18 protein-coding genes are annotated in these 15692 nt (G+C 42.5%); all 18 read right to left on the bottom strand.

The genetic code is table 11. The annotated features are described in order from the left end of the window. Positions 1-25 precede the first annotated feature (25 nt). A complete protein-coding gene (locus PAEAM_RS27635) occupies positions 26-478 on the bottom strand; it encodes a hypothetical protein (RefSeq protein WP_100529603.1) in 453 nt (150 codons plus the stop codon). 126 nt (positions 479-604) lie between these two features. Beyond that, entirely contained in the window at positions 605-1261 is a 657-nt protein-coding gene (locus PAEAM_RS27640; RefSeq protein ID WP_100529604.1) for a hypothetical protein, read from the bottom strand. A gap of 50 nt (positions 1262-1311) precedes the next feature. Then, a complete protein-coding gene (locus tag PAEAM_RS27645; protein ID WP_100529605.1) occupies positions 1312-1692 on the bottom strand; it encodes a hypothetical protein in 381 nt (126 codons plus the stop codon). A 41-nt stretch (positions 1693-1733) separates the two neighbouring features. Continuing rightward, positions 1734-2198 carry an NUDIX domain-containing protein gene (locus tag PAEAM_RS27650; protein WP_100529606.1) on the bottom strand — a complete coding sequence of 155 codons (465 nt, stop codon included), beginning with the start codon at positions 2196-2198 and terminating at the stop codon, positions 1734-1736. A 70-nt stretch (positions 2199-2268) separates the two neighbouring features. Continuing rightward, positions 2269-2751 (bottom strand): hypothetical protein, encoded by a 483-nt coding sequence (locus tag PAEAM_RS27655; protein ID WP_100529607.1) that lies wholly within the window; start codon positions 2749-2751, stop codon positions 2269-2271. Positions 2752-2989: 238 nt separating this feature from the next. Beyond that, a complete protein-coding gene (locus tag PAEAM_RS27660; protein WP_165790069.1) occupies positions 2990-5710 on the bottom strand; it encodes a YDG domain-containing protein in 2721 nt (906 codons plus the stop codon). Between the two features lie 306 nt (positions 5711-6016). Beyond that, positions 6017-6427 (bottom strand): hypothetical protein, encoded by a 411-nt coding sequence (locus PAEAM_RS27670; RefSeq protein ID WP_100529610.1) that lies wholly within the window; start codon positions 6425-6427, stop codon positions 6017-6019. 24 nt (positions 6428-6451) lie between these two features. Further along, positions 6452-6973, bottom strand: coding sequence for a GNAT family N-acetyltransferase (locus PAEAM_RS27675; RefSeq protein WP_243391487.1), 522 nt, complete (start codon positions 6971-6973; stop codon positions 6452-6454). Positions 6974-7452: 479 nt separating this feature from the next. After that, a complete protein-coding gene (locus PAEAM_RS27680) occupies positions 7453-7947 on the bottom strand; it encodes a cysteine hydrolase family protein (RefSeq protein ID WP_100529611.1) in 495 nt (164 codons plus the stop codon). A gap of 67 nt (positions 7948-8014) precedes the next feature. Beyond that, a complete protein-coding gene (locus tag PAEAM_RS27685; protein ID WP_100529612.1) occupies positions 8015-8725 on the bottom strand; it encodes an AAA family ATPase in 711 nt (236 codons plus the stop codon). A 91-nt stretch (positions 8726-8816) separates the two neighbouring features. Continuing rightward, positions 8817-9143: a DUF962 domain-containing protein gene (locus PAEAM_RS27690; RefSeq protein ID WP_243391488.1), complete on the bottom strand. Its 327-nt coding sequence runs from the start codon at positions 9141-9143 to the stop codon at positions 8817-8819. Between the two features lie 127 nt (positions 9144-9270). Continuing rightward, positions 9271-10284 (bottom strand): bifunctional glycosyltransferase family 2/GtrA family protein, encoded by a 1014-nt coding sequence (locus PAEAM_RS27695; protein WP_100529614.1) that lies wholly within the window; start codon positions 10282-10284, stop codon positions 9271-9273. Next, positions 10281-11294, bottom strand: coding sequence for a phosphodiester glycosidase family protein (locus tag PAEAM_RS27700; protein ID WP_100529615.1), 1014 nt, complete (start codon positions 11292-11294; stop codon positions 10281-10283). The genes PAEAM_RS27695 and PAEAM_RS27700 overlap by 4 nt, the downstream gene beginning before the upstream one ends. A gap of 391 nt (positions 11295-11685) precedes the next feature. Then, on the bottom strand, positions 11686-12642 hold the full coding sequence (locus PAEAM_RS27705) for a radical SAM protein (protein WP_100529616.1): 957 nt from the start codon (positions 12640-12642) through the stop codon (positions 11686-11688). A 340-nt stretch (positions 12643-12982) separates the two neighbouring features. Further along, positions 12983-13552, bottom strand: coding sequence for a GNAT family N-acetyltransferase (locus PAEAM_RS27710; RefSeq protein WP_100529617.1), 570 nt, complete (start codon positions 13550-13552; stop codon positions 12983-12985). An 82-nt stretch (positions 13553-13634) separates the two neighbouring features. Next, complete coding sequence (locus PAEAM_RS27715) at positions 13635-14291, bottom strand: pyridoxine/pyridoxamine 5'-phosphate oxidase (RefSeq protein WP_100529618.1); 657 nt, start codon at positions 14289-14291, stop codon at positions 13635-13637. A 41-nt stretch (positions 14292-14332) separates the two neighbouring features. After that, positions 14333-14947 (bottom strand): histidine phosphatase family protein, encoded by a 615-nt coding sequence (locus PAEAM_RS27720; protein ID WP_100529619.1) that lies wholly within the window; start codon positions 14945-14947, stop codon positions 14333-14335. A gap of 124 nt (positions 14948-15071) precedes the next feature. Then, positions 15072-15578 carry a DUF2569 domain-containing protein gene (locus PAEAM_RS27725; RefSeq protein WP_100529620.1) on the bottom strand — a complete coding sequence of 169 codons (507 nt, stop codon included), beginning with the start codon at positions 15576-15578 and terminating at the stop codon, positions 15072-15074. Positions 15579-15692 lie beyond the last annotated feature (114 nt).

Below are 15692 nucleotides of genomic sequence, written 5' to 3' on the forward strand. Positions count from 1 at the left end.
TCCTTCTCGTCAAACACATTCGATTTCATCGGATCTGGACGACCCTGCCTATCCGCTCATAGGCATTCAGGGGAAATTCAAAACTCCACCGTTTGTGATATTCCTCCGGTCCCATTTCCTTCATTCTGCTTAGTTCTCTGTAAAATAGCTTAGTCAACTTGACCAAGGATAACTCCTCAGACATAAGCAATCGCCCCTCTGTAACGGCTTCCGTGCTAAAGTTATCACTCATCTCATACACCATGAATTGAACGATTATCTGCGAACGTTTCTTGATCCAGAAGCGATATTCTCCAGGTTCGGTCTGCATGGTCATGGTTACCTCCGTCGCTCCTTTGTGCAATGCAACGAATTGACGTGTTATCTCATCCACCGCATCCGACAAAAAAGAAACCGGAATCTCAATCTGTTCTCCCTGATCGGGTTGAACAAGAATATCCAGCCATCCGTGCGGTGCAAGTGTCATAACGATGTCCATAGTCATCCTCCTTTATGCAATTCTGTGAAGCAGAATAACTGGAAACCCATTTTCAGATATAACCGCTGTGCCGCAATATTCCCTTCATTTACAGCTAAAATAATCTCATTAATCTTGGGATGCAACTCACAAACGCATTTGTGCAGTGCCTTCATTGCTGCGTAAATCTTCATACACATTCCAACTTGTATACAATTCTTTTAGCGCTAACGCCGTTTTATGTATGAACTCTTCCATAGCTTCCATGGATACCATATTTAAATCACCCAAAGGTTCGTTGTCAGGGTTAACTAAAAACTCAAGTTTCTCTTCTCTATACTGGTACACCTCAGATTCCAGCAATCCGCCTAAATCAAATGCTCTTCCCACATTCAGCTCATTTAACCAATCGTTGGCCCTGTTCCAATTCCGTAAAATCATAAAATCCAGCTTTGTGACATCCTGTGTATACACACTTCTTCCGTTGGGATGGACTTCATATGCAGGATAGATATCGAATGTCCACACGCGATCCGTATAGATATGGGCGATGTAACCGCACAGATATTGCAGGAATTTGGGATCACTATAAGCTAACTTCTTGTTGGATTCAAAAAATCCTTTAAGTTCTTCGTCTGTTGCGAATCTTCCTGCCTCTGGCATGAGGTGGGTTTTTGCCTTTTCTGTACGAAGATTAGTTCTTACATGGATTGAATCAGGAGCAAGGCTCCCCAGTAACAACTCAGGGGATGGCTTGGATATCAATTCGGATGTAATTGCAAAATGAACCATCGGCCAAGGCAATATAAAAACTCCTTTCTTTATTAAAAGGCTCAACTACGATATTCTATGATTTACAAAGCTAAGTGCTCACTCTCTTGTACATGTATCAATTCAATATCCTCACAATAAAATCCTAATATTCCGTCCTCGTAGTCCTCAACGAAATATTTCATCGGATGATATCCGTGGTCTTTCAGATCTTTAATATTAAACCCACTTATCTGAACTAGAACACCATGAGGCTTATAATGAAAACTTTCAATATTAGTGAATCTAAAAAGTAATTCATATGTAACATTTAATAATTTTATTAAAAATGTAATATCTGCTATCGATATATTTTCATAATATTTGTCTTGTTTTATATACAGATTCAACCCAGCAACCCACTCCAAATTTTGAACAGAAAATGCAGGAATAAAAGGTTGAATTAATTCCATGTTTTTCATCATGATCTAACCTCTATTCATTTTGAGTTATTCTATTGACGCTATCACTCGCGTAGCAATTTAGACTCTCCTTGCTTCAAGTCTACAAATATAGGCTTCTGCACATTGTTAATTGTGGAAATATCAATCTCATCCAGACTTTTAAAAACAAGCTGTAATGACTCCTTCTGTTCATCTTCAAATAAAAGAGTTAATTGATCATCACAGAGTTTTCCTTCCAACTCCGCAATAACGTCAAATAAAAACATTACAAATACTACTTCATTTCCATCCGGATACGTATAGTGCATCCTCTCGCCCGTATAGATGGAGGCCAATTCATAAGAACTCACCTCAAGCCCTGTTTCCTCTTTCACTTCTCTAATCATGGTTTCTTCGATTCGTTCACCTGGTTCCATACCACCACCGGGTAATCCCCAATCTCCATAATCTGATCTCTTTTGCAGCAGAACCCTCCCCATATGATCTCGAATAATAGCTCCACCCGTAACTACAATACGACTAGTCATTACTCTTGCTCCTCTCTGTTGGGTTGCTTTCAACAGCTTACGATTTTAATCAGGAACCTTTTCTATTGATTCATATTCCAAAATGTACAATACATTTCCCATTTATCTCAGCGTACTTTGCCATGTTCGCAAGCTTGTTTAATTCGTTGATTAATTCAACTTTGTTGTACACGAGTTTCTCGTAACTGCCCTTCTGTTCTTTCCCATCAACACAGTAACTCCCTGTTAGAACAATCGGATCCGTCGCATGGCTGAATAGATCCATCCAAGCCCGAATCAGTTGATGAAACTTCAACAACGCATCCTGCTCTTCAATAACGGTTATTCCATAGTTGTTCAGTCCACTACATCTCATACAGGTAGATGGATTCCATGTATCCAACCAGCAAAGGGAATCATAGATGTACGCAATGAATTCGTCTTCCAAGGTCGCATGATTCTCTGTGGTTAATCCATTTCCATGTATCACGCCGTTAGAGTCCCAAGAATAGAAAGTATAGATATCTTCGTTTACTTGCGATTTGTTTTCAATAACAAAATGATGCTTCGACATACCCGCACCTCCGTTACAGTTCCCCATGCTTCAATATCTGTTCAATCCTCTTAATTCATCATAACCCATGTATTGGTAAATGCGAAATCATTTTGAGCATTGAACTCTACCATTTATATTCTACTCTTTTCAGAAAATCAAAAAAGCCTCCACAGTCTTATTCGACAGTGGAGACTCTATTAGCATCTATACCTTCATCAGAAAAGTCACTAATGAAAATGGTCTTCATACATAAATATCAGGGTGTAGCAGTAATCTCCCCCGTACCAACCGTCTGAGTTGCTGGGGCAATATAATTTCCTGCATCAAGCCCTGTAAGAGTATACTTAATTGTTATTACTTTACTGGTACCAACAGCTGCATTATTGTATGTCGCTACAGCATTTACTTGTACGTCATCCCCATAGATCACGTTAGTTAATACTCCTGGTGTTACATTTGCTGCAAGAGTTCCGTCATATACTTTGGAGAGTATTAATGTCGGATCCGTGATCATCAATTGCTTTGCAGTGATCACACCAACTACTTCAATATCCTTTGGTGGAGAATAATTCCTTACTTCTACAGGTGGTCCCAATAGAGTATACGATATAGTTATCTTCTTATTTGTTCCTACATTTTCATTATCATAGACTCCTGAAGCACTAACCGTTACGTCATCCCCAGGACAAATACCTTGTTCATTTTCTCCACAAGATCCTACTCTAGAACCTGCTATTGCAGTTGTTGCAAAGGTTCCATCATACACTTTGAAGGTGGTAATTAGGTCTATGATCGTCCCCGTATCTGCACTAGATTGTACATAAACAGTGTAGTTCGTATTATTAACTGGAGCAATATATTTGCCACTATCAACACCAGCTATTGTATAAACCACAGTTAATGGTCTAACTTCCTGAGTTGATAATGTATCATATACCGCCTCTGCAATCACGGTCACATCCTCACCTGGAACAACCCCAACTAATGAACCGGCAGATACGGCTAAGGATGAATCTCCATTTATCTCATCAAGAGTCAACATCGGCTCGCCGATCGTCAACTGTGCGGCTGTAATGGCCCCTGTCTGGGTTGTATAGTTTGAAGGCGCAATATACTTGGCCGCATCTGCTCCGCCCAACGTATAAACTACAGTTATTGTTTTACCTGTGCCTATTATTGCATCATTGTAGGTGGCTGCTGCACTCACGGTTACATGATCTCCAGTAGCAACTCCGGTTAGTGAATCTGCTATTACTGTAGCCGAGGACGTTCCATCATACATTTTCTCGGTTGAGAGTACTGGAGTCGAAACGATTAACTGATTTGTACCAATAATGATCTCTGCCGAAGCCATCGATATATTGTTCGCGAGATCAACGGCATATACGACATACGTACCTGACGCTAATCCCACTGTATTAAGTGTGGCATCTACGTTTGCTGTCACCGACTGTTTCTTGCCAAACAACCCTGCAACAGATTGGTTTAGACTCGTGATTGTTTTTGGTGTTGCGGAAGGAACCAGATACACATATCCACTTTCATTGCTTCTACCTACCACAGGATCTCCACCTGCAATATGACCACTCGTTACATTGGACAGTGTAGGAGCGGTTGTATCCGTTCCACCAGTGGATGGTGAAGTCACAGGTACATTTGTAGGAGCAGTTGGAGGAATTGTAGTTATGACTTTATCCAACAGTCGAATTGTAGTTTCAAATGTCGTACCATCTTTAGCAATGGAACTCAGCGTCACCTTTTCAATAGTTCCCGTGCCTAGAATCTTAGCGACTGAATCTAAGAAAAGGTTTACAATCGTTGCATCCGTGCCTAAGTTAAGTGTCGTCCCCGTTCCTGTAACTGCTACGATAACGTCCTTAATACGGCCTTCAGGAATATGCACCTGAATCCCGCTGCCTTTAACGGTTAAGGAATCAAATGTTCCTTTTAAACCCACTTTCGAACCCACAGGTAATCGCTCAGATAACGTAATCTTGCCGAAACCATTACCCGTAGTATCCGATTCTTGTAGCGTAGCAGGGGATTGAATGGTTACTTCTCCTACTGTCGTTGAACCTTCTGTAATAATGAGAACGGGTCCCTTTTTCTTATCAACGATAAGGGTAGATGTTACGGTATTTTTTAAATAGATGGTACTAACGCCCCCACCCTCTACCCGTGTCACACCTTTAATCGTAACATTCGTAAGGTGTACATCTCCTTCTTGGATACCTTCACTAAATAATAGGTTTCCTTTGATGATCATATTCTTCAATGTAACCCCAGCCGTGCTAATGAGCACATCCCCATCAATGGTCTGCGTCCCCGCCTCAGGGCCATATGTTCCAGCTAAGCTGTAATCCGTTGCTCTTGCATTCACTGAACGATCCAGCGCAACGACTGCTTCAGCACGAGTGATCGGTTTATTCGGTTTGAAGTTATTATCGTAGCCCTGTAAAATCCCTTTAGCCACTATAGCATCTACCGAATTTTTAGCCCATAAGGCTATCGTATTAGAATCCGTAAAGTGATTTCCAGTACTAGCTTCATTCGATAGATCCAGAAGATCATTGATAATAACTGCAACTTCTTGTCTACTAATGGGTTTATTGGCACCGATTGTACCGTCCCTATAACCCTTTATGTATCCAGCTTTTACAGCCTTGGAAACCTCAGCATATGCCCAGTTAGATGAAGTAACATACTTGAAGGATACAGATGCTGTGTCAGTAAATCCATATGAACGATTAACCAATGAGAAAAATTCTGCTCTTGTTATAGTATTGTTCGGTTTAAAGCTGCCGTCTTCATAACCATGAATAAAACCTTTGTCGATCCATTTCGTAATTTGGCTTTCTGCCCAGTTTCCCTCGATGTCTGATGCCGAAGATTCGGCGGCACCCAATACTACATTAAACGATGAAAACAACATAACTGTAATCAATAGAGTGGTCACAAGCTTTTTAGCACAATTCATGATATTAGTCCTCTCACTCATAGTATGATTACTGGATCTTACTCGCTCAACTTATCACAAAGATCAGCAATAGTATACATAAAATACTGACCATGAAATATGGCTGCAAAACCCAGTCTGTTAAAGAGTTTAGAGCCCAACTTTCGGTGCATACAGTATACATTTTTTCTACTCCTCCCTAACACAATCAGAACTGAAATATAACAAAAAAAGGACACCTCATTGTCGCATCCCATAGGTATCCTCCTTTATTAAATTAGGTAGTAAACTAAAGTGCTGAATCGCTAGTTTCCTCAATGCTTACATTCATAAAATCCTTCGTCTACTCAGAAACGCTGTTCCTTCTTCTAGGTACATCTCTATAGATTCATTGGTCACATGATCATGCATCAGTGCTCCCATATAATCTGTTCCAGGTTTGTTCGATCTATAATCTGAATCAATCGTGTAGATATTGAAGTGCACCTCATCTTCATCCTCTGAAACATCTGTTTTATCAAAAAGTGAAATCACTTCATCTTTACCAAGAAACATAAATGGAGAATCCTGACGCTCTATAATATAAAATGGATATGTGATGTTCTCTATCTGAATGAATTCATGGTACACCTTAAGCTCATCAGGTATGAGATCCATGTACTGCCTAGCTACCTCTTCTGCCTGGAATACACCTGAGACCCACTTCGAACTCCCTTTGGTTGCTACGATAATAATCAAACTAATCACCTTCTAATTTAAATATTATTTCTCTCTTCCACGTACAAAAGTCTGGGACAAAATCCGGTGGCTACCAGCGATGTTGTCAATCTCAATGTTATATTCAGACTCAGTGTATTCAATCTGATGTTGCTCATAATATTTTTTCCAGAACGAAACTGCTGCTGCATTATTAGCAAGCTGTTCCACTTTGAATGTACCCTCAAATTGAGCAAAAACCAAGTCAATCGCTTGTGCTGCCAGCCCCTGTCCGCGATATTTTTTGACCAGGAACAGCTCCTGCACGGTATAATCCACTTCTTCCGGCACATATGGAGGTGAGCACACCAGTACGAATCCAATAACCTTCCCTTCATACTGAATCAAAAACGGATGTAATTCATCGCGTTCCAGATATAGATAGGTGTTCGTTGGATCATATTTCCCCTCTTCAAGTAGATCCTCGCCAGAAAATTCGGACAGATCATATAAGTACAAGTTGTACAGGTTGAAGAACAATTCCTTTTGTTCTGCCAAAATACTCGTAATTTGTACATCCATCTTCATTGCACATCTCCCTTAGTTAATGAGTTGGCTAGTGGTCCATACATGACATTACCGATCTCCACAACGAGTTTGCTGTGCCCTGTTCTCAATATATTCTTTCAACCACAGCAGAATAGGCAAAGTTTGGTTTAAACCATGGAGTAACCTTACTTTCACAGTGGACATGAACATTTGGACAAAAAAAGACTCCCTAAAGAGTCCGATTATTGGTCTTGTCTTTATTTTTCACCAAATATCCATTAGCACTTAGCTAATAATTATCGAATTATATAGGTTCAACTAAACTTTTTACACAAAAACGGAGAGGACAGAAATAACCTGAAGAAGCGGAGCGTTCGCCTGAAAGCTTTCTGAAAGAAAGCTGCATCGGAAGCATACGCTATCACCGGATTTCCCCTTTAAAAAGGGAATCAAAAAAATCTGGGGATAACAGCGATCGGAAGGTTGTTCTGTCATTGGAGTGCTTAGTGTAAACCTCTTTAGTTGAACTTATATAGATAATCAACCACAGGATATGAGATTACATTTCGATCTCTGTACGTTGAATTCACCGCTTCGGGATGTGTGCTAAGAATTCCATTTTGCAACATTACCGGCCGGAAACCTCGCTCCATCGCTCCGTTGTAGGTGAATAGAACACATTCCTCTGCGGCAAAACCGGCGATAATCACCAATTCAACTCCATGACTCTTCAACACCTGCTCCAAGTCAGTTTGCCAGAAGGCATTGGAGGCTTCCTTGGTAACGGTGAGATCCTTCTCATTCACATCCACCTCGGGAATGATGCGATACTCATCTGACGCTGCCTCCTCCATGCCCTCCACATCCTGCACGTGAACGACCGTATGATCATTCGAGCGCAGCACATTAGCCACATGGTTAATGTACTCACAGGCATGGTCTATCGAAGTTTGGTCCATCTTTTTACGCACAATACTCTCCTGCATATCAACAATCAGCAAACCTACTTTCATCCAATCTCTCCTCATAAATAAATTTCATGTCGCATGGTTGAGTGACTTCCCTTGTTAAACTGAGAACTTAATCTTTAAATAATTCATTCAGCATCCGGTCGCGATTCTCCAGAAAGCTGCGAGTAATCTGATAGTGATCGGTCTCCTCATAGGCTATCTCTTGAATATGGCCATCGTCAAAACTTAAAATCTCTGCCCCCGGATATCCCAGCAAAATGGGTGAATGCGTCGCAATAATGAATTGTGAAGTGCCTGACAGATCATGAAGGATACTCAATAAGGAGAGCTGCCTAGCTGGAGACAAAGCGGCTTCGGGTTCGTCAAGCAGATAGATGCCTTTGGAACTGAAGCGATTGACAAACAGACTGAGAAAAGACTCCCCATGTGATTGTTCATGTAATGAACGCCCGCCATAATATTGAAGCGATGCCGGCATCTGATCGACATGTGATGCGAATTGATAGAACGATTCAGAGCGCATGAAGAAACCATTCGTTATTTTGGGTAACCAGGCCAGCCTGAGATAATTCCCGAGCGAGGATTCCGAAGCATGTGTCTCATAGGTATTATTCCTGCCGCCCCCTGCGGTATTGAATCCACATTGATGAGCGATGCCTTCGAGCAGCGTAGATTTCCCAGAACCATTTTCACCTACAAAAAAAGTAACGTTATTCGTGAGCTCCAATCGTTCCAAGGACCGGATCGCGGGGATGTCAAAAGGATATTGGTTCCGATTCTCGATCTTGGCCGACAGGAGTTCCACACTTCGAAGATACATAATCATCCTCCCATATTTATTTTATATAAGTTCAACAAAAGAACATTTACACTCGAACTTCGCACACTTATCTTCAAATTAACATTAAATTTTACTCTGATTGGTCCAGCCATGGACGAATGATGTCCTTGCGGGTTATGATCTCCATCGTTTTCATGAAAAACCAGGTAAACCCCGCATAAAAACCGATATGAGGGTAACGAAAAGCTGCGGGTTTATTGCCTTCATAATAGAAGTGCCCAGTCCAGGATAAAGCGTAATGGATGACAGCGAGTAGGAGCGTGACTTTGATATCAATAAACAAAAGAATCCATGCCACAAACGCCGACAAAAACGCGAAGTAATGCAAAATGCGGTTTTTCCGATCCTGATGCTCCTGAAGGTAATAACGCAAGTCCTTGCGCACACGATTCAACATCAGCCCGCATCCATTTCACCTAAAATAAGGCTCCTTATTTCCCACTCCATCGTAACCTATTTCGGGGTACATATGAAACCGTTTCAACCAAAAAAGAGCAAGCCATAGGCTTACTCTCTCTTCAGAGTTAATAGACAAATCTGCGCTGTGCCCAATAGCTGAACAGGAAGATGGATACCTCGGTCAGCAGCTTAGCTGTGAGCAGCGGGATAATTAATTTTTCATTATAAAAATACAATAAAGCGTAGTTTAATAACAGCACCAGTAGGACAAGTGAGAAATATTTGGGCAAAGACTGCCGAACCTTAGAGGTTCGTCCAGCGGAAAATACGTACTTCCGATTAATCGTATAGTTGAAGATGGAGCTGCACAGTCTTGCTGCGACAACCGACAGAAACAGATTATGCGTCAAATACTGGATGACGAATAGTAATCCAAAATCAATCAGAGCGGAAAGCACCGATGATGTGCTGAACATCAGGATTGGCATATAGATTCGGAATGAATCAACCAGCGGGCGGAAATGGGAGGACTCATTGTGATCCAGATACACCGTATCAATAAACTCCTCCGTAATCTCATACCCTTCCTTGTGTGCCGTTAACAACATGTTCATCTCGTATTCAAACCGATCCCCGGGAATCTGGTTCAGCCAGTCCAGCATGGAGTAGGGAAAACCGCGTAGACCGGTCTGCGTGTCATATACTTTGGTACCTGTTGTGAGGGAAAAGACCGCCCTTGTGACTGTATTGCCAAACCGGCTACGTGCTGGAATTTTACCACTGAAGCGACGGCTGCCGAGTACAATTCCTGGTGTGGTTTGTGCGAGTAGCACTTCGAAGATACGCTTAATATCATGTGGCAGATGCTGTCCGTCACTATCTGCGCACACTATACCGCCCTGAGGTCCATACTCCTTAATATACTGAAAGCCAGTCTTCAAGGCCCTGCCCTTACCCAGATTGACGGGATGTGTCAGGACTGTACAGCCGTAGGCTTCTGCCGTTTCAAAAATCCCATGGTACCCTGGGCCACTGCCATCATCCACAATCACAATGGGACCAAGTTTAAATGTTTGCAGTTGCAGAACGAGATTCAGTAAACGTACATCGGGTTCATATGATGGAATTAATATCGTCATGATCCTTGTCCCTCCGTCAGATATAAAATGTCACTTATGCCACGTTCCTGGTTACGCCCCAGCGGGTTATTGACAACTCTGCCCATAAAATACATCGTGGATGAACCGCCGCCGTCCAGATTGTAAGCCTCGGTTGCTCCGAGGCCTTTCATGACATCCGCCAGTTCTGCCAGAGTCATGCCACGGCTGTTGTCCTGCCGTCCGTCCACCACCACAAAGACATAATGATTCGGAGCAATCATGCCGATCGCTGTTCTTGGATTTGCGTCTTGAATGGAACGATTACCGAAGTTATTATCGATTTTCACACTGCTAAAATCACTGACAATCTCGCCATCCTGAATCAGAATGGGCCCAAAAGATAGTGTATCGGTTGCACCTTCGGCCAGCAGTTCCGAGGAAGAAATCTCGTTCTCGTTATATGTTTTCATCGTACCGTCGTTGAACAGGGCAAGTGCATCCCGCGTGGGGCTGTCTCGGTACAGTGTTCCATTTCGGATAATGACGCCATCATCACGGAATCCGTAGTAGTCACCATTAATGGCAAAGATCGCATTGTTGGCTGCGGCAATCTCTGACGTATTCTCGGTGATGTTCGTTCCAAAACTGTTGTCCGCTAGCGCAGTTCGCAGGCTACTTGCATCCGTTAGCTGAACATCGGCGACATAATACGTAATCTGATCCGAGCCAGAGCCGATCTGTACCTTTTCAATATTGACTTTCATATGATCACTCGAATAATTCCAATCATCTGACGTTGCATTCACTTCAGTTGTGGTGGTCGAAGTATTGCTGGAATCATTGGTGTTGTTCGTTGTTGCCGTTGCCGTGTTCTCATCCGCCACAACCACCTGCACATGCCGGATCAGGTAACGGTCAGCCAGGCTGTACAGGATTCCACCTACCACAAGCACGATGACAAGTGTGATGATTAGCCATCTGTGCTTTCTTGGAGAGATCGGTCGTTTATGTGGTTCTTTCCGGGTTGGTTTCTCATCAATCTTCATCATGTGAAGCTCACCTCTTCATCTAAGTTCTTAAGGCCATATTAGGCCGGGTAGCTTAAATGAATCTGAAACCACACGAATTGGACTAAAGATTATTACACTGACACTACGATGACAGAACAACCTTCCAATCGCTGTTACCCCCAGATTTTTTTGCTTCCCTTTTCTAAAGGGGAAAATCCGGGGATAAAGGCGCACGCTTCGCTTTTTCAGGTTTTTTCTGTCCTCTCCGTTATTGTGTAACTGAATAGTTCAATAAAAAAAAGGTGATCCGTTTTCCCATTGAGGAAACCAGATCACCTTGATTTTCATTCTATAGAACCCTAAAGGTCACTAATATCGTGTACATATTCGTTCAACATTCATATCACATTTCTTCATTAAGGTCTTCCTCTTATGCGTCTGCAAAAAGAGCATCGTACGCGGGACAAGGCCGCTTTTCCAAAAATTCCGTTAACGCCGGTGGCTGTTGGGCATAAATATCCTTCAACGACGTTCCAGTGTAGATGTTGCCAATCACAACAGGATGGCATAACTCACAGATGAGAATATCCCCGTTACCGTGCAAATGTAGCTGTTTCGTGCCATCCACACAATTAGAGAAATACACACCAGGTTGTTCGTGCAAATTCAACTGTTCAGCAAACCGATCCATACAGGTAAAATAGAGCGTTGTATCTGGCTTTTTATTTTTAATTAATTCCGTAACAGATCGAACAAGGGACTCTCTCGATACAATCTGACTCCAATCCGTATGCGGCATCTTAATACTGTTCTGGATCTCATGGATGCGCACCCCCAGGTCATACACCTTATCGCTAATGGCCTGCATGTTCGCTTGGTTCCCTTCAAACAGTAACGTTTCCAGCACCGTCTCCAGACCGGCTTCCGTACACAAACGGATATTCTGCTCCAACCTTTCATACATGCGAGGATGCACACGGTAGTACGCAGCATAGGCCTCCGCATCCGTATAATTAAACGAGATATGAATGTTGGACAAGCCTGCATCTCGCAACGCGATGATTCGTTCTTCAGTCAGCAGACTGGCATTACTGTTCAATTGTGTATCAATGCCATGTGCTGCACAGTACGTCACAATCTCCAGGCAATCCTGGTATTTCAGAGTAACTTCTCCCCCTGACAATCGCACTCGCTTGAGACGAGGAAGCTCACTAATAATACGGATGACTTCCTGACTATTGATGCACTCTCCATCATCCCGATTGTAGGCGCAGCAGTAGTCGCATTTATAATTGCAGTTCGATGTCACTCCCACTTCAAGCCCTTCCAGCTCATATACGCCGGGGGTTTCCAGTTCGAGTGATTTATATTTGTTTTTGCCTATCAATTCGTTGTACCTCCTGGTTCCTTCATTCAATCCACATTTGGATAACTTGAAGATTATAGCGGAAGGCATCCAGTTCACGATATGACATTATGTACGTTGCTTGCTGAAAACAAAAATAAAACCCATTTCCTCAACGATCGGGAATGGGCCAGAGCTTGGCATATGTTTATTGGATTAGACAATATAAAATACGATACCTTGACCTTTTGATGCAGCAACTTCAAGCTATTTCTTACTTCTGCTTTTATTGTGTATCACTGATAAATTCAGGATTATAGGAAAATCCATGGCTCGCCAGCATGATAAATGACACACAACTTTTCAATAACACGTTCTTTATTTAACACGAGTAGAAGTCTTCTTTTACGATAGCATACATCTTCAGATCTTGAAGCTCATTTTTTACCTTCATGTATTTCCTCAGCACACCTTCGAATTGCATGCCTGTCTTCTCCATGACCTTGGCAGAACCTGTGTTTTCCACTAAACATCTGGCCTGGATTCGCTCGAGCCCCACTTCATCAAATCCAAATTGGATGATTCGTTTCACTACCTCGGTCATGTAGCCCTGATTCCAAAATTGATCAGATAACACATATCCCAGTTCAACTCTCCTGTTATCGCTGTCACACCCTAGATAGTTACAACTACCAATCAGCCTCTTGGTGTGTTTATCTTCAATCCCCCATGGGCCAATTAGATCCGTCTCATAGCGACTCATGACAAAATCTAAAAAAACTTTGGTGTCTTCTTTGCTCTGATGCGCGTCCCAGGTCGTGAACTCCGATACAGCAGGTACAACGCAGTAACTGTACATATCCTCCAGATCATCATAAGTAAGAGGTCGAAGTAACGTCCGTTCGGTTTCCAACACGGGAAATGGTTCGAAGAAACTTTCAATCGTTTTCATAGATTTATCCTCCCTCAGATTGTTATGAAAAAGAAACTCACAGGCAGCTCGGTCCGTGTTACCTAACTCATCTATTGTAAAATCAAGGCCACAATCTGAGTGTCTTCCACTGCCCATCTTGCTTTACATATTGGACTCGTACATGCTTGCGCTCCGAATCTCCCTGCCAAAACTCCACCTCTTGTGCATTCACGGCATATAGACGCCAATGAGGTGTAACAACACTGGGGTCAAGTCTTATCTTTTCCTTCTGAGCTTCAATGGAACTATCCAGCACTTCCTCGCTATCCAAAACCTCACTCTGATGTCCTGTCATGGCAACTGCTCTTGCTCCAGCTGAACGTTTGCGGAAATCATCAGCGCCCGCTTCATCTCCCCGATCCTCGGCAATTCCCCTTATCCGAATCTGTCTTCCAAGGGAAGGCCAGTAGAATGTCAGAGCGACATGAGGATTCTCCTTCAACTGCTGCCCTTTTCGACTCTCCGAACTGGAGGCAAAATAGAACGTTTCATCAATTACGTTTTTCAAAATCAACACCCGCGCATCAGGATAACCATCTTGATCCACGGTGGAGATTGTCATAGCATGAGGTTCCTTCACTTCGTTCTCAACCGCCAATCTCAACCAATCCAAAAACAGCTTCCCCGGCCGATCCGGTAACTGCCCCATATCCCACGTTGGAAATGGGCCGGATAAAGATTTTAAACGTTGCAGTAGTTCAATTGGTTGATCGCTCATGTCATCGCCTCCGTCTTCTATTTAATCTATCATGAAAACAACTAATCTAGATGACTTAACACATTTGCGCTGCTAAATTTCCAACCATGCCTTCCCTTTTCAACGATATGTATACTGGTGTTGTCCATGGGGTAAAAGTTGGACTTATTGCTCCACTCCCTATTTTCAAGCAGATAATACAGAATATTAATCACTCCGCCGTGAGTAATTAACAGAACATTGGACTTGACTGTTTGTTCCTCTATATCTCTAAGAAGATTCTCGAAAGATATGCTTATCCTGTTATAAAAATCACTCGGGCTTTCTCCTCCCGGAAACGGGGAGTCCATCTCAAGAGTGTTGAAATAAACCCCTGGGTAATGTTCTTCAGCATCCTTATGGAGCATGCCTGCCAAATCTCCGTTATTCATCTCCCGCCAATCTTTCATTAAGCTAGCCTGCATGTTTAATTGTTTCTCAATTTCCCGTGTAGTCTGCACTGCACGAGGAAGATCACTGCTAATAATCGTATGTATGTTGTACTCCTCAGCATGATGATGCAAATGCTCTCCCAGTCTCCTGGATTGATTGATCCCCTGTTCCGTAAGTCCACGATCGCTCCATCCGCCTCGATACCCTTCCTCGTCCATCCCATGCCTTACCAGATAAATTTTCAAGATCTCTCCTCCTTTTCACATAATGAACAAGATACCTTTACACTGTATGACTAGCCCGGCATATATACAATAAACCCGACCTCAGATAGCTTCTATCCAAGATCGGGCATTTCCTGCTTACCATTTATCTTACAAATGTGTTATGAACTCGCTCGGATTTGATAAAATAAGGAATCCAAATGGCACAAGTAAGTACCGACTTGCCAATATCTCTTAACGAGTTTCCATCCTCAAGTTCTCTCGCCATGGGAATCTGAAGCAACAATAGATAATCAATGATACTAACGGCTAGACTGACACTATAAAATATGATCATAAGACGAGGAAAGATCGATTTTCTACTATACAAAGCAATGATAGTATATATGCTAAACACTAAAAACATTGCGTTATATACCGTTTCAAAAATAACGACCGGTCCCCATAGCGGGTGATAATATGCAGATTGCTCCGAAGTTAGCAACTCCCAAGTCTCTGTGGTAAGCATGGGCAAACAATACAGGACCAATTGGAGCGCCAGGAAAATCAATGTAAGAAATAATCCAATCTGGACGAGAATCAGCCATCCACCCAATCCCGATACGCCTAGGGGACGGTAGTCTGTCTTTTGCTCTTGAATATGTGGTTCCACCTCGTAACACTTCCTTAGCCAGTTTTGTTTTTTCTGAGATGAGTCTTCATCTTAATATTGCAAATTGAATCTACGGGTGATTCTATCCCTTTACTCACGTCCGTTGTATGTATT

It is taken from the genome of Paenibacillus sp. GM1FR (assembly GCF_002803315.1).
Classification (GTDB): Bacteria; Bacillota; Bacilli; order Paenibacillales; family Paenibacillaceae; genus Paenibacillus; species Paenibacillus amylolyticus.